Origin of the sequence: Streptomyces sp. NBC_00572 (assembly GCF_026341815.1) — a bacterium.
In the GTDB taxonomy this organism is placed as follows: Bacteria; Actinomycetota; Actinomycetes; order Streptomycetales; family Streptomycetaceae; genus Streptomyces.
Window position 1 is genome coordinate 1,382,706 of record NZ_JAPENX010000001.1, and the last position, 21,708, is coordinate 1,404,413.

A 21,708-nucleotide genomic window follows, 5' to 3' on the forward strand; every position below is an offset into this window, starting at 1 on the left:
CCGCTCCGTACACTTCGCCGGATGAGACGGGACCGGGTACCACGCAGGCTGACGGTGGACGACACGGTGTGGCTGTGGACGGTCGGTCACCGGCACGACCCGGACTGTCTGACGTTCCTCACCCTGCGCCGCACCGAGAACCGCCACAGTCAGCTGCGTCTGGTCTTCCGGGACGCCCCGGACCGCATCATCTCCGGCTTTCCCTTCGGCGCCGGGGACATCGCGTCGACGGGCGGCGACATCCTCAACCTGAACGAGCCGGGCGTCGTACGCCGCTTCCTCGACGAGGCCACGGCCCGCGATCTCCTCCCGAGCGCACACGGCATCCGGGACGAGGACGGCTGGCCCCTCTACGACACCCTGACGAAGGCGGACTGGCCCTAGGTCGTGCCCGGCCATGATCCGCCGGAACTGCCTAGCTCCAGCGCCCGGTACGCCCCAGGACGAGCGCCGTCGCCGCCGTGCCCGCCGTCGAGGTGCGCAGCACGCTCCGGCCGAGCCGGTACGGCTTCGCCCCGGCCGCCTCGAACGCGGTGAGCTCCTCCGGGGAGACACCGCCCTCGGGGCCGACGACCAGCACGATCGAGCCCTTCACCGGGAGTTCAGCGGTGGCGAGGGCCCCGCTCGGGTGGTCGCGGTCCTCGTGCAGGACGGCCGCGAAGTCGGCGCCGGCGAGCAGCGCGGCGACCTGCTTGGTCGTCATCAGGTCCGCGACCTCGGGGAACCGGGAGCGGCGCGACTGCTTGCCGGCCTCGCGCGCGGTGGACCGCCACTTGGTGAGCGCCTTGAGGCCCCGGTCGCCCTTCCACTGCGTGATGCAGCGGGAGGCGGCCCACGGCACGACGGCGTCCACCCCGGTCTCCGTCATGGTCTCGACGGCGAGTTCGCCCCGGTCGCCCTTGGGCAGTGCCTGGACGACGGTGATCCGGGGCTCCTCCTCGACGTCATCGTGGACCTCGTCGACCCGCACGGTGAGCTGGTCCTTGCCCTCGGCGGCGAGCACCACGCACGCGGCCCAGCGGCCCCGGCCGTCGGCGAGGACGAGTTCCTCGCCCTCCCGCAGCCGCTTCACGGAGACGGCGTGCCGGCCCTCGGGGCCGTCCAGGAGGAAGCTCCCGGGGCCGGGGACGGCGTCGACGACGAAGACGGGTGCGGTCATGAGTTGCTCCTGTGGGCCGGCTCGGAGAGCGCGGTGTCGAGTTCGGCGGCCAGCACCTCGACCAGCTGCCCGGCGGGGAGTTCACGGGCGAGCCGATGGCCCTGACCGGCCCACAGGGCCATGCCCTGGGCGTCGCCCGCGGTGGCGGCCGCCTTGCGGATCGGGGCGGTGAGGTGGTGGATCTCGGGGTACGCGGAGGGGGCGTACGGCCCGTGCTCGCGCATGAAGCGGTTGACGAGGCCGCGCGCCGAGCGCCCGGAGAAGGCCCGGGTGAAGGCGGTCCGGGTGAACAGCGGGTCGGTCAGGGCCCGCTTGTGCAGCGGGTGGGCGCCCGACTCGGGGCAGCAGAGGAAGGCCGTGCCGAGCTGGGCGGCCTCGGCCCCGGCGGCCAGGACCGCGGCGATCTGGGCGCCGCGCATGATGCCGCCTGCGGCGACGATCGGCAGGGCGACGCTCTCGCGGACCTGGGTGAGGAGGGCGAGCAGTCCGGTGCCCGGGGCGTCGTCGGCGGGGTCGTCACGGAACGTGCCCTGGTGTCCGCCCGCCTCGACGCCCTGGACGCAGACGGCGTCGGCGCCGGCCCGCTCGGCGGCGAGGGCCTCCTCGGCGGAAGTGACGGTCACGATCGTGAACGTACCCACGCGCGCGAAGGAGGCGAGGACCTCGGGCGCGGGGCAGCCGAAGGTGAAGGAGACGACGCGGACCGGGTCCTCCAGGAGGATCGCCAGCTTGGCGTCGTAGGCGTCGTCACGGCAGTCGTCGGTATCGCCGAGCGGGGTGTCGTACCAGGTGGCCTCGCCCGCGAGCTGATGCCGGTAGACCTCGATGGCGGCGGGGTCCGCGGGCCGTCCGGACTCCGGCAGGAAGAGGTTGACGCCGAAGGGGCGTGCGGTGAGCCCGCGCACCTGCTTGATCTCCTGGTAGAGGCCTCCGGCCGTCTTGTACCCGCCGGCCAGGAAGCCGAGCGCCCCGGCCGCGCACACGGCTCCGACCAGCTCGGGACAGGAGCCGCCACCCGCCATGGGGGCCTGCACGATCGGAAACCGAGAGAGATCGTTCAGTGCGGTGGTGGACATACGGGCATCGTGCCATGCCACCGCTTCCGGGCCGAATTCGTACGTCAGGTACGTAATACGTCACGTACGGAATGCGTCACGTACGGAAAGGGCGGCACACGCCCGTTCGCGTGTGCCGCCCTTCCGTACAACGGATACCGCCGCTGTCTACCGCCCGTTGAACGCGTCCTTGAGCCGCGAGAACAGCCCCTGCTGCCCCGGCTGGAACTGCCCCGTGGGCCGCTCCTCGCCGCGCAGCTTGGCCAGTTCGCGCAGGAGGCGCTCCTGCTCCGCGTCGAGCTTGCCCGGCGTCATCACCTCGACGTGCACGATCAGGTCGCCCCGGCCGTTGCCGCGCAGATGGGTGACGCCACGGCCGTGCAGCGGAATCGACTGGCCGGACTGGGTGCCCGGGCGGATGTCGATCTCCTCGACGCCGTCGAGGGTCTGCAGCGGCACCTTGGTGCCGAGCGCGCCCGCGGTCATCGGGATGGTGACCGTGCAGTGCAGGTCGTCGCCGCGCCGCTGGAAGGTGTCGTGCGGGGTCTCGTGGATCTCCACGTACAGGTCGCCGGCGGGGCCGCCGCCGGGGCCGACCTCGCCCTCGCCCGCGAGCTGGATCCGGGTGCCGTTGTCGACACCGGCCGGGATCTTGACGGTGAGGGTGCGGCGGGAGCGGACCCGGCCGTCGCCCGCGCACTCGGGGCACGGGGTCGGGACCACGGTGCCGAAGCCCTGGCACTGCGGGCAGGGGCGCGAGGTCATGACCTGGCCCAGGAAGGACCGGGTGACCTGCGAGACCTCGCCACGGCCGCGGCACATGTCACACGTCTGCGCGGAGGTGCCGGGAGCGGCACCCTCACCCGAGCAGGTCGTACAGACGACCGCCGTGTCGACCTGGATGTCCTTGGTGGTGCCGAAGGCCGCCTCGTTGAGGTCGATCTCCAGACGGATCATGGCGTCCTGGCCGCGACGGGTCCGCGAGCGCGGGCCGCGCTGCGAGGCCGTGCCGAAGAAGGCGTCCATGATGTCGGAGAAGTTGCCGAAGCCACCGGCCCCGAAGCCGCCCGCGCCGCCTCCGCCGGAGGCCGAGAGCGGGTCGCCACCCAGGTCGTAGACCTGCTTCTTCTGCGGGTCCGAGAGGACCTCGTAGGCGGCGTTGATCTCCTTGAAGCGTTCCTGCGTCTTCGGATCGGGATTCACATCCGGGTGCAGCTCGCGCGCGAGCCTCCGGAAGGCCTTCTTGATCTCGTCCTGGGACGCGTCGCGGCGCACGCCGAGTACGGCGTAGTAGTCCGTGGCCACTTACGACTCCGCCAGGATCTGTCCGACGTAACGTGCCACTGCGCGTACCGCTCCCATCGTTCCGGGGTAGTCCATGCGGGTCGGTCCGACCACGCCGAGTTTGGCGACTGCCTCGCCGCCCGAACCGTAGCCGACCGAGACGACGGACGTGGAGCTCAGCCCCTCGTGGGCGTTCTCGTGCCCGATGCGTACGGTCATGCCCGATTCCTTGGCCTCGCCCAGCAGCTTGAGGAGCACGACCTGCTCCTCAAGGGCTTCCAGGACGGGCCTGATCATCAGGGGGAAGTCGTGTCCGAAGCGGGTGAGATTGGCGGTGCCGCCGATCATCAGCCGCTCCTCGTGCTCCTCGACGAGGCTTTCGAGGAGGGTGGCGAGCACGGTCGAGACCGTGGCGCGGTCCTCGACCTCCTCGAAGGACTCGGGGAGGTCCTGCACCAGCTGCGGCACGTCGGCGAACCGGCGGCCGACGACCCGGCTGTTGAGCCGGGCCCGGAGATCGGCGAGCGAGGTCTCGCCGAAGGGTGCGGGGCAGTCGATGAGACGCTGCTCGACGCGGCCGGTGTCCGTGATGAGCACCAGCATCAGGCGGGCGGGGGCCAGCGAGAGCAGCTCCACGTGCCGGACGGTCGAGCGGGTCAGCGAGGGGTACTGGACGACGGCGACCTGGCGGGTCAGCTGGGCGAGCAGCCGGACCGTGCGGCCGACGACGTCGTCCAGGTCCACCGCGCCGTCGAGGAAGTTGTGGATGGCCCGGCGCTCGGGCGTCGACAGCGGCTTGACGCCGGCGAGCCGGTCGACGAAGAGGCGGTAGCCCTTGTCGGTCGGGATGCGGCCGGCACTGGTGTGGGGCTGGGCGATGAAGCCCTCCTCCTCCAGCACGGCCATGTCGTTGCGCACGGTGGCGGGCGAGACGCCGAGCTTGTGGCGCTCGGTGAGTGCCTTGGAGCCGACGGGCTCCTCCGTCCCGACGTAGTCCTGGACGATGGCACGCAGGACCTCGAGTCTGCGTTCGCTGAGCATCGTGCGCACCTCCAGCTGTCGTCGTCGTTCCGGTTGCTCCGCTTTTGGCACTCGCCCTGTCCGAGTGCCAGCGATCCCCCGGCCAGTGTACGGCGGCGGGCGTCGCTCCTGGCAAGGAGGCGACGCCCCCACCGGTTAGCGTCGCCGCATGGACGTGGATTGGGAAGCGTACGGATGGGAGCGGCTCGCCGACGGAGTGGGCCGGCGACGGCTGCCCGGGTGGGACGCCACGGTCGGACTGGTACTGGGTGAACGGGCGGTGCTGCTGTACGACACGGGCTCCTCGCTCGCGGAGGGCGCCGAGCTGCGGAGCCAGATCGAGGGCCTCACGGGCGACCGGAGAGTGACGCACATCGCACTGAGCCATCCCCATTTCGACCACGTTTTCGGCACGGCGGCCTTCTCCGGCGCGGAGGTCTTCGGCGCGGTGGGCTCGGACGAGCTCCTCGGCCGGGTGCGGGACCGGGAGGCGCTGCGCGAGGACGCCGTGCGGCACGGGCTCGACGAGGCGGCCGCGGCGGAGGCCGTGGACGTCCTGGTGGCCCCCCGGCACGTGGTCTCCGGCGAGTGGACGCTCGACCTGGGCGGCCGGCAGGTCCTCCTCGCGAACGTCGGCCCCGGCCACACGGGCCACGACCTGGTGCTCCTGGTGCCGGGCGAGCGGGAGGTGGTCTTCTGCGGCGACCTGGTCGAGGAGTCGGGCGAGCCACAGGCGGGCCCGGACGCGATCCCCTCCCGCTGGCCGGACGCGCTGGACCGGCTCCTCGGGCTCGGCGGCGAGGAGGCGGTGTACGTGCCGGGGCACGGGTCGGTGGTGGACGCCACGTTCGTACGACTCCAGCGGGAGGAACTGGCACACCGCTTCCAGGTGGCCTAACGTCACCGAAATGCGCAGCTACAACCCGGATCTGACACCCCCTTGGAAGAAGTCGGCGCCCGTTCCCGAGGTCCCGGCCGACCGTGACCTCGTCGTCGAGGAGGTCACGACGGGCTTCTGCGGGGCGGTGATCCGCTGCGAGGCGGGCACGGTGACCCTGGAGGACCGCTTCGGCAAGCACCGGGTGTTCCCGCTCGACCCGCGCGGCTTCCTCCTGGAGGGCCGGGTGGTGACCCTGATCCGCCCGTCCGCCGCTCCCACCCGCCCGACCCGCACGGCCTCGGGCTCGGTGGCGGTCCCGGGAGCACGGGCAAGGGTGGCGCGAGCGGGCCGGATCTACGTGGAGGGCCGCCACGACGCGGAACTCGTCGAACGGGTCTGGGGCGACGACCTGCGCATCGAAGGCGTGGTCGTCGAGTACCTGGAAGGGGTCGACGACCTCCCGTCGATCGTCACGGACTTCGCCCCCGCACCGGACGCCCGGCTGGGCGTCCTGGTCGACCACCTGGTCCAGGGTTCGAAGGAGTCGAGAATCGCCGCCCAGGTGACCTCCCCGGACGTCCTGATCGTGGGCCACCCGTACATCGACGTCTGGGAGGCCGTGAAACCGTCGTCGCTGGGCATCAGGGCCTGGCCCCAGGTCCCGAGGGGTCAGGACTGGAAGACGGGCGTGTGCCGGGCGCTGGGCTGGCCGGAGAACACGGGCGCGGCCTGGCAGCACATCCTGTCGAGGGTGACGTCGTACAAGGACCTGGAACCGGAGCTGCTGGGCCGGGTGGAGGAACTGATCGACTTCGTGACGTCCCCGTAGCTCGCAAACCACGACCCTCGGCTCCCAGCACCGGCAGGCCTGCCGGCCCGGAGGCGCATCCGCCGCACCCCATGGCCGGGACGCCTCGTGGCTTGGGACGCCCCCGTCCTAGTCCACCAGGTCCCGCACCACCGCGTCGGCGAGCAGTCGGCCCCGCAGGGTCAGCACCGCGCGCCCGGCCTCGTACGGCCCCGGGGCAAGGAGCCCGTCGGCCAGCGCCTTGGCGGCCGCTGCGAGCCCGGCGGGCTTGAGGAGGGAAAGCTCGACGCCCTCCTTGAGCCGCAGCTCCAGAAGGACCCGCTCCACCCGTCGGTCCTCGTCGGACAGCAGCTCCCGCCCGGCGCCGGGCGACTTCCCGCCGGCCAGCGCCGCCGCGTACGCACCCGGATGCTTCACGTTCCACCAGCGCACCCCGCCCACGTGCGAGTGCGCACCGGGCCCGGCGCCCCACCAGTCTGCGCCACGCCAGTACAGCTCGTTGTGGAGGCAGCGCCCGGCCTCGGAGGTGGCCCAGTTGGAGACCTCGTACCACTCGAATCCGGCCTGGGAGAAGACGTCCTCGGCGATCAGGTACCGGTCGGCGTGGACGTCGTCGTCGGTCATGGGGACCTCGCCGCGCCGGATGCGCCGCGCGAGCTGCGTACCCTCCTCGACGATCAGCGCGTAGGCACTGACGTGGTCGGGCCCGGCGCCGATGGCCGCGTCGAGCGAGGCCCGCCAGTCGTCGTCGGTCTCGCCGGGGGTGCCGTAGATCAGGTCCAGGTTGACGTGCTCGAATCCGGCGGCCCGCGCCTCGGCGACGCACGCCTCGGGGCGTCCGGGCGTGTGGGTGCGGTCGAGGATCTTCAGGACGTGCTGCCTGGCACTCTGCATGCCGAAGGAGATCCGGTTGAAACCACCCTCCCGCAGCTCGGCCAGGTACGCGGGGTCGACGGACTCCGGATTGGCCTCGGTGGTCACCTCGGCGTCGTCGGCGAGCCCGAACTCCTCGCGGACGGCCCCCAGCATCCGTACGAGATCACCGGCGGCGAGCAGCGTGGGCGTGCCGCCACCCACGAAGACGGTCCGCACCGGCCGGGGATCGTCGCCGAGCACCTTCCGTGCGAGCCGGATCTCCTCGGCGACCTGATCGGCGTAGTTGTCCCGGGAGGCGAGCACGCCTCCGGTCCCCCGCAGCTCACTGGCCGTGTAGGTGTTGAAGTCGCAGTAGCCGCAGCGCGTCGCGCAGTACGGCACGTGCAGATAGAACCCGAGCGGCCGCTCCCCCGCCCCTTCGAGGGCGTGCGGGGGCAGCGCCCCGTCGTCGGGAACGGTCTCACCATCGGGCAGTACGGAAGGCATGAGCCCCATTGTCCCGTACTGCCCGAGGTGAACGCCGTGCCTGTGGACAACGAGGTCCTCAGGGGGAGGTCAGGACTCCCGGGACCCCGCGTACATCTCCTCGATGAGCGCCTTGTACTCGCGCTCCACGACCGGTCGCTTCAGCTTCAGGGAGGGGGTCAGCTCGCCGTGCTCGATGTCGAGGTCGCGCGGCAGCAGGCGGAACTTCTTGATCGTCTGCCAGCGCTGGAGGCCCTCGTTGAGGCGGTCGACGTAGCCCTGGACCATCGCGACGGTCTTCGGGTCGGCGACGACGTCGGCGTAGGACTTGCCCGCGAGGTCGTGGTCGGCGGCCCAGCCGAGGACGGTGGGCTCGTCGAGGGCGATCAGGGCGGTGCAGAAGTTCCGGTCGGCGCCGTGGACGAGGATGTTCGAGACGAACGGGCAGACGGCCTTGAACTGGCCCTCGACCTCGGCCGGCGCGATGTACTTGCCGCCGGACGTCTTGATCAGGTCCTTCTTGCGGTCGGTGATCCGCAGGTAGCCGTCGGCGGACAGCTCGCCGATGTCGCCGGTGTGGAACCAGCCGTCGGACTCCAGGACCTCGGTCGTCTTCTCCGGCAGGCCGTGGTAGCCCTCCATGACGCCGGGGCCGCGCAGCAGGATCTCGCCGTCGTCGGCGATCCGGACCTCGGTGCCGGGGAGCGGCTTGCCGACGGTGCCGGTGCGGTAGGCCTCGCCCGGGTTGACGAAGGAGGCGGCGGAGGTCTCGGTGAGGCCGTAGCCCTCCAGGATGTGGATGCCGGCGCCGGCGAAGAAGTAGCCGATCTCGGGGGCGAGTGCGGCGGATCCGGAGATGCAGGCGCGCAGGTTGCCGCCGAAGGCCTCACGGATCTTGGCGTAGACGAGGGCGTCGGCGACCTTGTGCTTGGCGGTGAGGCCGAAGGGTGCGGAGGCGGTCCCGGTGCGGCGGAAGTTGTCCTGGGTGGCCTTGGCGTACTCGCGGGAGATGTCGGCCGCCCACTGGAAGATCTTGTACTTGGCTCCGCCGGCGGCGCGGGCCTTGGCGGCGACGCCGTTGTAGACCTTCTCGAAGATGCGGGGCACGGCCGCCATGTAGGTCGGCTGGACGACCGGCAGGTTCTCGATGATCTTGTCGACGCGGCCGTCGACGGCGGTGACGTGCCCGACCTCGATCTGGCCGGAGGTGAGGACCTTGCCGAAGACGTGCGCGAGCGGCAGCCACAGGTACTGGACGTCGGCCTGGGTGACGAGGCCGGTGGCGGCGATGGCCTTGGCCATGTACGACCAGTTGTCGTGCGGCAGGCGGACGCCCTTGGGGCGGCCCGTGGTGCCCGAGGTGTAGATGAGGGTGGCGAGCTGCGTGGCGGTGATCGCCGCGACCCGCTCCTTGACGGCCTCGGGGTGCTTCTCCAGGTAGCCCTTGCCGCGCGCCTCCAGCTCGGCGAGCGTGAGGACGAACTCGCCGTCGCTCTCCACCCCGGTGGCGTCGATGACGACGACGTGGCGGAGGTTCGGCAGGTCGGCGCGGCGCTCGACGGCCTTGGCGAGCTGGGCGGCGTCCTCGGCGATGAGGACCCGGGACTCGGAGTCGGAGAGGATGAACGCCGACTCCTCGGCGTTGGTCTGCGGGTAGACCGTGGTCGTCGCGGCGCCCGCGCACATCACGCCGAGGTCGGCGAGGATCCACTCGACCCGGGTGGCGGAGGCGAGGGCGACCCGCTCCTCGGACTGCAGGCCGAGGTCGACGAGGCCGGCGGCGATCGCGTAGACCCGCTCGGCGGCCTGTCCCCAGCTGAGCGACTTCCAGTCGTCCGGGCCGGTACCGGAGGCGGCGGGCACCGGATAGCGGTAGGCCTCCGCATCCGGAGTCCGCTCGACGCGCTCAAGGAAGAGGGACGCCACGGAGGGCGGCCGATTCTCGATCTGGGTCTGTGTGTCGCTCACGACGTCCTCCGGGCGGCGGCGGTGCCTTCTGGTGGTTCGTAACTAACTGGCGAGTAACCTTCGATTCGGGATCAGAGTAAAGGCCTGAGGACCGGCGCGTAAGGGGCTACAGGGCGTCGCTTCATAACGAACGGGCCCACGCGCGCATGGCACGTGGACCCGTTGTTTGCACAGGACAGCTACTTGGGGCGGCCTGGGCTACTTCTTCTTGCCGGAGGACTCGTCGCTCGACAGAACGGCGATGAAGGCCTCCTGCGGCACCTCCACCGAGCCGACCATCTTCATGCGCTTCTTGCCTTCCTTCTGCTTCTCCAGCAGCTTCCGCTTACGGGAGATGTCACCGCCGTAGCACTTGGCGAGGACGTCCTTGCGGATGGCTCGAATCGTCTCGCGGGCGATCACCCGGGAGCCGATCGCGGCCTGGATCGGCACCTCGAAGGCCTGCCGCGGGATGAGCTCGCGCAGCTTGGCGACCAGCCGCACACCGTAGGCGTACGCGGCGTCCTTGTGGGTGACGGCGGAGAACGCGTCGACCTTGTCGCCGTGCAGCAGGATGTCGACCTTGACCAGGCTGGAGGCCTGCTCGCCGGTGGGCTCGTAGTCGAGGGACGCGTAACCGCGCGTCTTGGACTTCAGCTGGTCGAAGAAGTCGAAGACGATCTCGGCGAGGGGCAGGGTGTAGCGGATCTCGACCCGGTCCTCGGAGAGGTAGTCCATGCCGATCAGGGTGCCGCGACGGGTCTGGCACAGCTCCATGATCGCGCCGATGAACTCGCTGGGGGCGAGGATCGTGGCGCGTACGACGGGCTCGTACACGTCGTCGATCTTGCCCTCGGGGAACTCGCTCGGGTTGGTGACCGTGTGCTCGCTGCCGTCCTCCATGACCACGCGGTAGACCACGTTGGGGGCGGTGGCGATCAGGTCGAGCCCGAACTCGCGCTCCAGCCGCTCACGGATCACGTCGAGGTGGAGCAGGCCCAGGAACCCGACGCGGAAGCCGAAGCCGAGGGCCGCGGAGGTCTCCGGCTCGTAGACCAGCGCGGCGTCGTTGAGCTGCAGCTTGTCCAGGGCCTCGCGGAGGTCCGGGTACTCCGAGCCGTCCAGCGGGTAGAGGCCCGAGAAGACCATCGGCTTCGGGTCCTTGTAACCGCCGAGGGCCTCGGTGGCGCCCTTGTGCAGGGAGGTGATCGTGTCACCGACCTTGGACTGGCGGACGTCCTTCACGCCGGTGATGAGGTAACCCACCTCGCCGACGCCGAGACCGTCGGACGGCGTCATCTCCGGGGAGGAGACACCGATCTCCAGGAGCTCGTGGGTGGCGCCGGTCGACATCATCTTGATGCGCTCGCGCTTGTTGAGCTGCCCGTCGATCACTCGGACGTACGTCACGACGCCCCGGTACGAGTCGTACACGGAGTCGAAGATCATCGCGCGCGGGGGCGCGTCGGCGACACCGACCGGGGCGGGAACGTCACGGACGACCCGGTCGAGCAGCGCGTCGACACCGACACCGGTCTTCGCGGAGACCTTGAGGACGTCCTCCGGCTGGCAGCCGATGAGGTTGGCCAGCTCCTCGGAGAACTTCTCCGGCTGGGCGGCCGGCAGGTCGATCTTGTTCAGCACCGGAACGATGGTGAGGTCGTTCTCCATCGCCAGGTAGAGGTTGGCGAGCGTCTGCGCCTCGATGCCCTGGGCCGCGTCGACCAGCAGGACCGTGCCCTCACAGGCCGCGAGCGAACGCGAGACCTCGTACGTGAAGTCGACGTGCCCGGGAGTGTCGATCATGTTCAGGATGTGCGTGTCGCCCTGACCCGGCCCCTCGGTCGGCGCCCACGGCAGCCGGACCGCCTGGGACTTGATCGTGATGCCGCGCTCCCGCTCGATATCCATGCGGTCGAGGTACTGGGCACGCATCTGCCGCTGGTCGACCACACCGGTCAGCTGGAGCATCCGGTCGGCGAGCGTGGACTTGCCGTGGTCGATGTGCGCGATGATGCAGAAGTTGCGGATCAGAGCCGGGTCGGTACGGCTCGGCTCGGGCACGTTGGTAGGAGTCGCGGGCACGCAGGGTCTCGTCTCGGGGCGATGTCGGATCGATACGTAGGCTCCATGGTCCCATGCCCGTCGCCCTGTGCCCGGTTTGGGCGGGCACGAGAGTGGCTGATAGTGTGGACAGCTGTGTCTCGTGTGCCCTCTCAGCCTGCGAGGCGCATCCAGAAGGAACATCGAACCTGTAAAGGCTCTTTTCGTGGCGAACATCAAGTCCCAGATCAAGCGGAACAAGACGAACGAGAAGGCGCGCCTGCGCAACAAGGCCGTCAAGTCCTCGCTCAAGACCGCGATCCGCAAGGCCCGCGAGGCCGTCGCCGCGGGTGACGTCGAGAAGGCCACCGTGGCTTCTCGCGCCGCCTCCCGCGCGCTCGACAAGGCTGTCTCGAAGGGCGTCATCCACAAGAACGCCGCCGCCAACAAGAAGTCGGCGCTGGCCACCAAGGTTGCCGCTCTCCAGGGCTGAGCTCTGATGTAACCGGCCGCAAGGGACCCAGCGGGCCCTCTCTCCCGCTCCCACCCGGCCACCCAGGACTCGCACGCGGACGCGTTCGCCACGCGGGTGCGAGCCCACCCTCTTGAACACCGAAGGCCCCACCACCTCCTTCCCCAGGAGGGGTGGGGCCTTCGGCGTATGGGATGGCGGGGCTTGGGGGACTGCGAGGAGCACGCGGCGGGGGCAGGACGCATGTGTCGGGGGGCCGGGGGCGTGACCCCCAGGCGGGAGGGGGCGCATGTCTCGGGGGCCAGGGGCGCGGCCCCTAGGCGGGGCCGGGGTCCAAGCCTCCAGGGTCCAGGGACACGGCCCGAGGCGGGGCCGGGGTCCATGCCCTCGGGGTCCGAGGCATGACTCCAGGCGAGGGCGGGGCGCAGCCCCAATGAGTGGCGGGGCCCCCTGAGGGAGATCCGGGGCGCAGCCCCGAACGGGGTCGAGGGGCTCAGCCCCAGGCTGGTTCGGGGCGCAGCCCAGCGGGATCCGAGGCGCAGCCCCAAGCCGGTCCAGGGGCTCAGCCCCCAGCGGGGTCCAGGGGCGCAGCCCCGAAAACGGGGGTTCGGGGGCGGCGCCCCCGGGAGCTCTCCTCAGCCCCCACCAGCCCCCGGCAGGGTTTCGGGAAGGGGTGGGGTGGGGAATCCGCCCCGGCACCAGCCATCAACCGGCCCGCACCACTCCACACAACCCCGGCCCGCCTCGGCCCACGCGCAGGCCCACCCCGGGCACGGGCGCGACACGGGCACGAGCTGAGGCGCGGGCGCGCCACAGGCCAGCCACCCGCAACCGGCTACCCGCCCCGCCGCATCCTCGCCGCCCGAGCCACCGCGACCACCGCCTTCTCCAGGGCGTACTCCGGGTCGTCCCCGCCGCCCTTCACCCCCGCGTCCGCCTCCGCGATCGCCCGCAGCGCCACCGACACCCCGTCCGGGGTCCAGCCCCGCATCTGCTGCCGCACGCGGTCGATCTTCCAGGGCGGCATGCCCAGCTCCCGCGCGAGGTCCGCCGGACGGCCCCCCCGCGCGGACGACAGCTTGCCGATCGCCCGTACGCCCTGCGCGAGCGCGCTGGTGACGAGCACCGGCGCGACCCCGGTCGAGAGCGACCAGCGCAGCGCCTCAAGCGCCTCCGCCGCCCGCCCCTCGACCGCGCGGTCCGCGATGTTGAAGGAGGAGGCCTCGGCGCGACCCGTGTAGTACCGACCGACGACGGCCTCGTCGATCGTCCCGTCGACGTCGGACGTGAGCTGCGCGACCGCGGACGCGAGCTCCCGCAGGTCGCTGCCGATCGAGTCGACGAGCGCCTGGCAGGCCTCGGGGGTGGCCGAACGCCCCAGCGTCCGGAACTCCTGCCGTACGAACGTCAGCCGCTCCGCAGGCTTCGTGGTCTTCGGGCAGGCCACCTCCCGCGCCCCCGCCTTGCGCGCCGCGTCGAGCAGGCCCTTGCCTTTGGCGCCGCCGGCGTGGAGCAGGACGAGCGAGATGTCCTCGATCGGGTCGTCGAGATAGGCCTTGACGTCCTTGATCGTGTCGGCGGACAGATCGTGGGCGTTCCGCACGACCAGCACCTTGCGCTCGGCGAAGAGCGACGGACTGGTCAGTTCCGCGAGCGAGCCGGGCTGGAGCTGCTCGGGCGCGAGGTCGCGCACGTCCGTGTCGGCGTCGGCGGCGCGGGCGGCCGCGACGACCGCCTGGACGACGCGGTCGAGGAGCAGGTCCTCCTGCCCCACGGCGAGCGTCACGGGGCCGAGGAGATCGTCGGGGGAAGTCTTTCTGGTGGCCATCGCGGTCCAGCATCCCACGGACCACTGACAGCACGGCGATGCCCGAGAATGACGGGGTGAGTGAACGACACGTACTGGTACTCCCCGACCGCGACGCCGCCGAGGAGGTCGCCGGAGAACTCCCCGACCGTTTCGGCGTCGCCGAGGAACCGCAGCTCGTACGGGACTCCCTGGCCGGGGAGGACGACGCCGAGGACGCGCAGTGGCTGGTGGTGGTCGAGGACCCGGACGGCCGGCTCGACCCGGCGGCTCTGGACGACCTGGCCGCCGAGTACGAGGGCTGGCTGGAAGCCCCGTAACCGGCGACGCCCGCCAGCCCCACCTGGTATCCGCCGGCCCCACGCGGTATCCGTAGCCCCGCACGCCAGACCTCAGCCCCGCACGGCAACCTTCGGCACGATCTGAATGTCGAGGTCGATGCTGATGCTCGACCCCACGGCGGCGATCCCCCGGGCGAGCAGCGTCTGCCAGGTGAGGGTGAAGTCCTCCCGGTGCAGCTCGGTGGAGGCCCGGCAGGCGCACCGGGTCTCGCCTTCCAGGCCGCTGCCGAGGCCCAGGTACTGGGTGTCGAGGGTCACCGTGCGGCTCACTCCGTGGAGGGTGAGCGCCCCGGTGACGGCCCACCGGCTGCCGCCCCTGTGTGTGAAGCGCTCGCTGAAGAACTCCAGCGTCGGATACGCCCCGACGTCGAGGAAGTCACCGGACCGCAGATGGTCGTCGCGCATCTGCACCCCGGTGTCGATGGAGGCCGCGTCGATGACGACGTGCATCGCCGAGTCCTCCATGCGGTCACCGATCCGCACCGCCCCGGCGAAGCCGTTGAACCGGCCGTGGATCCGGGCGAGCCCGATGTGCCGGGCCGTGAATCCGATCTGCGAATGCGTCGGGTCGATCTCCCAGTCGCCGGGTTCGGGGAGTTGGGGCTGCGGGGCGATCTGGAGCAGCACGTCGTCGAGGCCCGTGTGGCCGCCCTCGGCGACAACGACCCTGCCGTGGTGCGGTGTGTAGCCCTCGGCGGTGACCGCGAGCCGGTACTCCCCCGACGGCACGGTCGCGAGCAACGTGCCATACGGGTCGGTCTCCCCGGCGAGCACCTTGCGCCCGGCGGCGTCACTGAGGACGAACTCGGCCTGCCGGACCGGTTCGTGCACGGGGTCGAGCACCCGGCAGGTCAGCACCCCCGCCGAGGCGGGGACGGTGAGACCGGCGAGCGGGCCGCCTCGCGCGGCGCCCGCCGCACGCTTCCCGAAGAGACGATCGAACATTCTTCACGCACCCCCGTGCGACTCGTTCACTGTGCAACGAAGTCGCATTCGATCACCGTTGGGGCGTTCGACGCAAACCGGGCAACTACCAGCAAGCGTTACCGAGGGTTCGAATCGGAAATTCCGCCGCGTACGACCGGCAGCGCGTCGAGCTCGATCCCGAACAGGTCCCGGTAGGCACCCCGCACCTCGTCCTCGCTCCCCAGGGTCCGCTCGTCCCGCTCGCCCCGGGCGCGGGTGATCAGTTTCCGGTCGCTGAGGGTGATCCGGCCCTCCTCGGTGAGCAGGGAGCAGACGAGACTGCGCGGGAAGTGCGAGTCGGGCGAGGTCTGGTGGTACCAGGCGCCTGCCGTGAAGTCGGCGAGCCGACGCGGCCGCACCTCCAGCCGGTACTGCGGCTTCCCGTCCCGCAGCACGTCCACGTCGCCCTCGGAGGTGTCCACGAGCCGGAAGACACCGCCCGGGTCCTGCTGGTCGTCGCGGTCCTCGAAGGACAGCGGGAAGTGGCTGTGGTCACCGAAGCCGACGTCGGCGAGCCGCCGCTCCCCGTCCGCCGTCTCCACGAGCAGCGCCATGTGGTCGTACGGGATGCCCGGCGTCCCGTCCGGCCCGAAGACCCGCGCCTGGAGCAGCGATACGCGGTAGCCGAGCCCCCGCAGCAGTACGGCGAACGCGGTGTTGACCTCGTAGCAGAAGCCGCCCCTGTGCGCCCCGACCACCTTGTCGAGCAGCGCCTTCTCGTCCAGGACGATGTCCTCGCCGAGATGGATGGAGAGGTTCTCGAAGGGAACGGTCAGCAGGTGTCGCAGCTGCAGGTCGCGCAGGGCGTCGGTGTCCGCGCGGTCCGGCCGCTCGGCGCCGATGCGCCGCAGATAGGCCCGGACGTCCCCCGGCGTGGGGGTGAAGGGCTCAGAGGGAACGGGGGCGGTCGGTCGCGTAGTCATTCCGCCAGTCTGCCCGGTCGGCCTTTCCCTCCACCCGGCTATCCGACCGGTGCCGACTCCTCTTTCGGAGAGGGCAGTTCCCGCATCCGGGGCAGCGGCGAGGGCAACACCCACAGCACGGCGAAGACGGCCCCGACGGTGGCGATCCACAGTGTCGGACGCAGCCCGATCACGGTGCCGAGGAAGCCGCCGGCAAGCGCGCCGAGCGGGCGGACCCCGTGGTTGAGCGTCCGGTAGGCGCCCATGACCCTGGCCCGTACGGCGTCGGGTATCAGCGCCATCTGGAGCGATCCCGCGGCGATGTCGACGATCATGACGCCGACACAGGAGAGGAACTCCGCGACGAACAGCACGAACACCACGAGCGGAAGAGGACCGTCGGCCAGGGGTATCAGGACCAGGGGCAGGGTGAATCCGAGGAAGCCGGCGACGAGCGAGCCTCCGATGCCGATCCGCCGGACGACCGCCCCGCTGCAGACCGCCCCGAGAAGACCGCCCACGGCCCCCGCCCCGAGCACCAGGCCGAGCAGACCGGCGCCGATGCCGAGTTCGGTGGTCGCGTAGATCACGAAGAGGGTGTGGAACATGTAGTTGAAGAACTGCACGGTGCCGGAGGCGGCGAGCAGCGCGCGCATCGAACGCTCCCGGACCACCCAGCGCAGCCCCTCGGTGAAGTGCCCCTCGGCCACCGGAGCCGGCGCGGGTTCGACCGGTTCGATCCGGGCCAGGTACCCGGCCGACACCAGATAGGTCAGGGCGTCCGCGACCAGTGCGAAGGGCGCGGTGAGGAACTGCACGAGGAGCCCGCCGACCCCCGGCCCCGCCAGCCAGGCCGTCGAACGGCTGCCGTTGACCAGGGAGTTCGCCTGCACATAGCGCTCGGTAGGTACGAGCGCCACGAAGAGCGTGGCGTTGCAGACCTCGAAGAGCACGGTGAGCGCGCCGAGCCCGAAGGCCACCACGTACAGCTGGGTGAGCGTCAGCATGTCGAGCAGATGGGCCACGGGGAGGGTCAGGACCAGCGCCGCCCGCCCGATGTCGGCAGCGATCATCGTGCGTCTGCGGCTGGTCTGCCGGTCGGCCCAGGCCCCGAAGGGCAGGTTGAGCAGGAGCGCGGGCAGGAGTTCGGCGGCCTTGAGCCAGCCCATCGCCGCGGCGTCGGCGCCCAGGATCAGGACGGCGGCGAGCGGGATCGCCATGAGCGATATCTGGTCCCCGGCGAGCGAGATGGTCTGCCCGGTCCAGTAGCGACGGAAGGTCCGCTCACGCAGCAGCGCCGGTACGCGTTCCATCAGGGCCATCTGGGTCACTCCTCTTCGCTCTCGGGGATCTCCTGGTCGAGGTGGGCGATCAGGAGGACGCTGACGGGGCGTGCGCCCTCCGGCCGCAGGGACGGGTCGGACCCGCGTGCCTCGAAGGGCCGGAGCAGCTCGCCGAACCGCGCCCCGAGGTCGGTCAGTTCCTCGGGGGTGAGGTGGAGCAGGGAATCGCCGAAGTGCTCGGCCTCCCGCCACTCCTTCGGCAACGTGTGCCGGTTCCCCATCGCCCGGGTGACCCGCTCGAAGTACCGCTCTGCGATCGCGATGCTCAGCGCGTCGGCCGCCTCCGCGACGGCCGCGTCCTCGCTGTGATCGGGCCACTCCGTGTACCGGGCCGTAGCCCGCCAGGGCTTCTCCCGCCCCCGGCCGCCCGGCGCCTCCTCCACGAGCCCGTACTTGGCGAGTATCCGCAGGTGGTAGGAGCAGCTGGCCACGGATTCCCCGGTCAGCTCGGCGGCCCTGGTGGCGGTGAAGGGCCCGCTGCTGCGCAGCAGTCCCACCAGGGACATCCGCAGGGGGTGGGCGTAGGCCCGCAGGGCTCGCGGGTCGGTGAGCCGGATACTGCGGGGCTGCTCACCCTCGGGCTGTGGATCACTCGTCTCCTCCGACATGATGAAAAGATATCTTTAGAAAGACTTCTTTACAAGCATTTCTCTACTTCGGCGGGTCACCTCCCCTCGGTACGGCCACGAGCCCGGGCCCCGCCCCCACGACCGCGATCGCCCCGTCCCGATCCGTCCGCAGCACTCGCGCCCCACCGGTCCGCAACGACTCCACCGTCCGGGGCGACGGATGCCCGTACGGGTTGTCGCGCCCCGTCGACACCAGCGCGAGCCTCGGCCGTACGGCCCGTATCAACCCCGGGTCCTGATGCGCGGAGCCGTGGTGGGCCACCTTGAGCACGTCCACCGGCGCGAGGCCGGGATGCGCCCGCAGCAACGCCCGCTGGGCCGGCGGTTCAAGATCCCCGAGAAGGAGCAGAGTCAGCCCACCCGCGGCTCGGACGAGCAGCGTGACACTGGCATCGTTCGCCCCGCCCGAAGCCTCCCCGGAGCCGGCCGTCGGCCAGAGCACGCTCCACTCCAGCGCCCCGGCCCTCCGCCGCTCCCCCGGCCCCGCACGGATCAACGGCACACGCGCGGCCGCCGCCGTCCGCCGTACGAACGCCGCCTGGGCCGGCGGCTCCTCAAGCCCCGTCGTCTGGATCGCCCCCACCGACCGGCCCCGCAGCACCCCCGGCAAGCCGGCCACATGGTCCGCGTGGAAATGCGTCAGCACCAGCAACGGCACTCTCCGCACGCCGAGTTCACGCAGACACCGATCGACCGGTACGGGGTCGGGCCCGGCGTCCACCACGACGGCCGCGTCCCCACCCGCCGCGAGGACCGTCGCGTCCCCCTGCCCCACCTGACACATCGCGAACACCCAGCCCGGCGGGGGCCACCCGGTGACCCACCGGGTCACCGGCACCGGACGCACCACCACCAGCAGAAGCAGAAGGGCGACAAGTACGGTGACCGGCCCCCGGTACGGCAGCTTGCGCGCCCCGAGCACCACCAGAGCGGTCACCAGCGCGAGAGCGAGCCCGCCCCACCATCCGCCGGGCCAGGTCAGCTCCGCCCCCGGCAGGCCCGCGCCCGTCCGGGCCACCCGTGCGATCCACCCGGCCGGCCATCCCGCCACCCATGCCAGGCCCTCCGCGGCCGGAGTCCAGACCGCCGCCACGGCGAGCGTGGCGAAGCCGAACACCGTCGCGGGCGCCACCGCGAGCTCGGCGAACAGGTTCGCCGGGATCGCGACCAGGCTCACCCGGGCGGCGAAGACCACCACCACCGGAGCGCACACCGCCTGCGCGGCCAGGGACGCCGCCAACGCCTCCGCGAGGCGGCCGGGCACCCCGCGCCGCCGCAGCGCCTCGCTCCATCGCGGAGCCACCGTCAGAAGGGCCCCGGTGGCGAGCACCGAGAGCAGGAAGCCGTAACTGCGCGCGAGCCAGGGGTCGTAGAGCACCAGAACGAGCACGGCGGCGGCCAGCGCGGGAATCAGCGATCTCCGCCGCCCGGTGCCGATGGCGAGCAGGACGACCAGTCCGCAGGCCGCGGCACGCAGCACGCTGGGGTCGGGCCGGCAGACGACCACGAAGGCGAGGGTCAGCGCTCCCCCGGCCACCGAGGTGACCCGCAGCGACATCCCCAGCCGGGGAGCGAGCCCGCCGCGCTCCACCTGATGCGCCCGCCCGGGACGGCCGACCAGCAGCAGCAGGACGATGGACAAGTTGCTTCCCGAGACCGCCAGCAAGTGCGTGAGATCGGTCGCCTCGAAGGCGTCCCGCAGCTCCGGCCCGATCCGCGAGGTGTCCCCGACGACCAGGCCGGGCAACAGGGCCCGCGCGTCCGGTTCGAGGCCGTCGGTCGCCCGCCGCAGACCGGCGCGCAGCTCCCCCGCCGTCCGCTGCAGCGCGCTCGGTGGGCCGATGATCCGAGGCGGTCCCGCCCCGCTCACCTTGAGCACCGCCGCGAAGGGATCGCCGGGACGTGAGGGCGGCGCCACCCGGGCACCGACCTTCAGCCGGGTGGAAGGCAGGAGCCGCAGCCACTCCGTCCGCTCCTCCCCCGGCGGCACGATCACCAGCACCGGCGCCCGGGTCCGGTGGACCGTCCCGTCCGACCGCTCGACCCGGGTCACCTCGCCGTCCAGGACCACGGAGACGGGTACCGACTCGCTGCCCCGCACACGGGGACGGGTGAGCCGAGGATCGGAGGTCACCGTCACCTCCAGCTGCGCCCGTGCGTACTCCCGTGCCAGGGCGGGTACGGGCCCGCGCCGCAGATCCGCCGTGTGCAGCCCCGCGGAGGCGGCCCCGGTGGCGGCACACAGCAGGGCCCCGGCGTACGCGGTCGCCCGTAACCGCCACCCCGGCGTGCCCCGCCGCCCCCGCCCGTCGTCCGCGGCGAGCCCCTCACCGGGCCAGGCGGTCCCGCCGAGCCACCGAGCCGCCACGGGAGTCAACAGGAGAGCGGCTCCCAGCAGACAGACCACGACCCCGGCCACCGTCCACCACCCGGCGACCCCCACCGCACAGGCCGCCGCCACCCAGGCCGCCACCGCGAGCAGAACGAGCCGAAGATCGACAGGCCCCTCCTCCTGTGCGGCCTGCCGGCTCGTCGGCTCCTCGGCCACCGCACCGCCGCGGTTCACGGCCGCACCAGCCGTTCGAGTTCGGCGAACCTGCGCTCACCGATGCCGTTGACCTCCCGCAGATCCCCGACCGACCGGAACCCTCCGTGCTCCGCGCGATGGTCGACGATGTGCCGGGCCAGGACCGGGCCGACACCCGGGAGCGTGTCGAGCTGCTCGACCGTGGCCGTGTTGAGGCTCAACGGCACCCCCTGCCCGCCACCACCGGGGCCGCTCCCGGAACCCGGGCCCGAGCCGGAACCCGAGCCGCCGGCCGGCGTCCCCGGCAGGCCGACGAGAACCTGCTCACCGTCGAACAGGACACGGGCCCGGTTGAGCCCGGTGAGATCGGCGTCCGGCTTCGCCCCACCCGCGGCGCGCAGGGCGTCCGCCACACGCGAGCCCGCAGGCAGGGTCAGCACCCCGGGCCTGCGCACCTTGCCCCCGACGTCGACGATCACCCGCGCCCCGCCCGCCGCGGACCCCGGCCCTGCCGGCGCCCCGGGCCCGGCCCGCGTGGCGGGCGCGTCGGGTACGGCAGCGGCAGGGGCCGCGCGGACGAGCTCCGGGGCACGCACCGGCTCCGGCCGCCCCGTCCAGAAGTAACCGCCCGCAAGACCGGCGGCCACGATCAGGACCACGGTCAGCGCGGCCAGCGTCCTCGGTTCGAGCCCGCACCGCGTCTGCACCCACATCGGGGTCCGCTCACGCAGCACCGCCCGCAGCCGCTCCCGCGCCGCGCCGGGCGGAGAGCCACGTTCCTGTGCCCCGTCCCGGGATCCACGCTCCTCCGCTTCCGGGTCCGCGGCCGCCTCCGCCTGCGCCTGCGCGGCCGCCGGGAACAGCGCGTCCCCCCGCCGCCGTACGACGGCCTCGGGAACCGCGCCGACCCGCCTCACCCGGGTCCGCCTCCTGGCCCGCCCCGGAGCCGCGCCGCGCGCTCCGGGGCGGCCCCGCCCGTCGGAACCCGGCGCCCTGCCGGGACCGCTGGTCGGAGCGCCCGCCGTGCTCGAAACGCCGGGAGTGGTCGATGCGATGCGTGTACGAAGAGTCATGCAAGTGACCGTAGGAATCACCGCCGTGCTGTGCGGAGATCACCCACGTTCCGTGGACAGCGCCCCCACTGTGGACAACTCCGTCACTCCCACGAGGGACGGCCCGATGTG

19 protein-coding genes are annotated in these 21,708 nt (G+C 71.9%); 5 read left to right on the forward strand and 14 right to left on the reverse strand.

The features are described 5' to 3' along the window. Window positions 1-21: 21 nt before the first annotated feature. On the forward strand, window positions 22-384 hold the full coding sequence (locus OG514_RS06405; RefSeq protein WP_266891763.1) for a hypothetical protein: 363 nt from the start codon (window positions 22-24) through the stop codon (window positions 382-384). Window positions 385-415: 31 nt separating this feature from the next. Here the strand turns inward: OG514_RS06405 and OG514_RS06410 are convergent, their stop codons facing one another. From OG514_RS06410 to hrcA, 4 genes are all read right to left on the reverse strand, one after another. Beyond that, entirely contained in the window at window positions 416-1,159 is a 744-nt protein-coding gene (locus tag OG514_RS06410; RefSeq protein ID WP_266891765.1) for a 16S rRNA (uracil(1498)-N(3))-methyltransferase, read from the reverse strand. After that, on the reverse strand, window positions 1,156-2,235 hold the full coding sequence (locus OG514_RS06415; RefSeq protein WP_266891767.1) for a nitronate monooxygenase: 1,080 nt from the start codon (window positions 2,233-2,235) through the stop codon (window positions 1,156-1,158). The genes OG514_RS06410 and OG514_RS06415 overlap by 4 nt, the downstream gene beginning before the upstream one ends. 147 nt (window positions 2,236-2,382) lie before the next feature. After that, window positions 2,383-3,519: a molecular chaperone DnaJ gene (dnaJ, locus tag OG514_RS06420; protein WP_266891769.1), complete on the reverse strand. Its 1,137-nt coding sequence runs from the start codon at window positions 3,517-3,519 to the stop codon at window positions 2,383-2,385. Then, window positions 3,520-4,539, reverse strand: a complete 1,020-nt coding sequence (gene hrcA, locus OG514_RS06425) for a heat-inducible transcriptional repressor HrcA (protein WP_266891771.1) — start codon at window positions 4,537-4,539, stop codon at window positions 3,520-3,522. Between the two features lie 148 nt (window positions 4,540-4,687). Between hrcA and OG514_RS06430 the strand changes: the two genes are divergently transcribed. Then, window positions 4,688-5,416 (forward strand): MBL fold metallo-hydrolase, encoded by a 729-nt coding sequence (locus OG514_RS06430; protein WP_266891773.1) that lies wholly within the window; start codon window positions 4,688-4,690, stop codon window positions 5,414-5,416. 10 nt (window positions 5,417-5,426) lie between these two features. Further along, window positions 5,427-6,227 carry a DUF3097 domain-containing protein gene (locus tag OG514_RS06435; RefSeq protein WP_266891774.1) on the forward strand — a complete coding sequence of 267 codons (801 nt, stop codon included), beginning with the start codon at window positions 5,427-5,429 and terminating at the stop codon, window positions 6,225-6,227. A 108-nt stretch (window positions 6,228-6,335) separates the two neighbouring features. Here the strand turns inward: OG514_RS06435 and hemW are convergent, their stop codons facing one another. From hemW to lepA, 3 genes are all read right to left on the reverse strand, one after another. Beyond that, entirely contained in the window at window positions 6,336-7,568 is a 1,233-nt protein-coding gene (hemW, locus tag OG514_RS06440; protein ID WP_266891776.1) for a radical SAM family heme chaperone HemW, read from the reverse strand. Between the two features lie 69 nt (window positions 7,569-7,637). Beyond that, window positions 7,638-9,515, reverse strand: a complete 1,878-nt coding sequence (locus tag OG514_RS06445; protein ID WP_266891778.1) for a long-chain fatty acid--CoA ligase — start codon at window positions 9,513-9,515, stop codon at window positions 7,638-7,640. 198 nt (window positions 9,516-9,713) lie between these two features. Further along, window positions 9,714-11,579: a translation elongation factor 4 gene (gene lepA / locus OG514_RS06450; protein ID WP_266891780.1), complete on the reverse strand. Its 1,866-nt coding sequence runs from the start codon at window positions 11,577-11,579 to the stop codon at window positions 9,714-9,716. Window positions 11,580-11,763: 184 nt separating this feature from the next. Here lepA and rpsT point away from each other — a divergent pair, with 184 nt between their 5' ends. Continuing rightward, on the forward strand, window positions 11,764-12,030 hold the full coding sequence (gene rpsT / locus OG514_RS06455) for a 30S ribosomal protein S20 (protein ID WP_030317512.1): 267 nt from the start codon (window positions 11,764-11,766) through the stop codon (window positions 12,028-12,030). Window positions 12,031-12,844: 814 nt separating this feature from the next. Here rpsT and holA read toward each other — a convergent pair. Continuing rightward, entirely contained in the window at window positions 12,845-13,837 is a 993-nt protein-coding gene (holA, locus tag OG514_RS06460; RefSeq protein WP_266891783.1) for a DNA polymerase III subunit delta, read from the reverse strand. A gap of 56 nt (window positions 13,838-13,893) precedes the next feature. Between holA and OG514_RS06465 the strand changes: the two genes are divergently transcribed. Next, window positions 13,894-14,136 carry a hypothetical protein gene (locus OG514_RS06465; RefSeq protein ID WP_266891785.1) on the forward strand — a complete coding sequence of 81 codons (243 nt, stop codon included), beginning with the start codon at window positions 13,894-13,896 and terminating at the stop codon, window positions 14,134-14,136. A gap of 72 nt (window positions 14,137-14,208) precedes the next feature. Here the strand turns inward: OG514_RS06465 and OG514_RS06470 are convergent, their stop codons facing one another. From OG514_RS06470 to OG514_RS06495, 6 genes are all read right to left on the reverse strand, one after another. Further along, window positions 14,209-15,102 (reverse strand): YceI family protein, encoded by an 894-nt coding sequence (locus OG514_RS06470; RefSeq protein WP_266891787.1) that lies wholly within the window; start codon window positions 15,100-15,102, stop codon window positions 14,209-14,211. A gap of 98 nt (window positions 15,103-15,200) precedes the next feature. After that, window positions 15,201-16,046, reverse strand: a complete 846-nt coding sequence (locus OG514_RS06475) for an arylamine N-acetyltransferase (protein ID WP_266891789.1) — start codon at window positions 16,044-16,046, stop codon at window positions 15,201-15,203. Window positions 16,047-16,084: 38 nt separating this feature from the next. Then, on the reverse strand, window positions 16,085-17,347 hold the full coding sequence (locus OG514_RS06480) for an MFS transporter (protein WP_266891791.1): 1,263 nt from the start codon (window positions 17,345-17,347) through the stop codon (window positions 16,085-16,087). Between the two features lie 5 nt (window positions 17,348-17,352). Further along, window positions 17,353-17,976 (reverse strand): helix-turn-helix domain-containing protein, encoded by a 624-nt coding sequence (locus tag OG514_RS06485; RefSeq protein WP_266891793.1) that lies wholly within the window; start codon window positions 17,974-17,976, stop codon window positions 17,353-17,355. 43 nt (window positions 17,977-18,019) lie between these two features. Continuing rightward, window positions 18,020-20,563, reverse strand: a complete 2,544-nt coding sequence (locus OG514_RS06490) for a ComEC/Rec2 family competence protein (protein ID WP_266891795.1) — start codon at window positions 20,561-20,563, stop codon at window positions 18,020-18,022. Beyond that, window positions 20,560-21,597, reverse strand: coding sequence for a ComEA family DNA-binding protein (locus OG514_RS06495; RefSeq protein ID WP_266891797.1), 1,038 nt, complete (start codon window positions 21,595-21,597; stop codon window positions 20,560-20,562). The genes OG514_RS06490 and OG514_RS06495 overlap by 4 nt, the downstream gene beginning before the upstream one ends. Window positions 21,598-21,708: the final 111 nt, after the last annotated feature.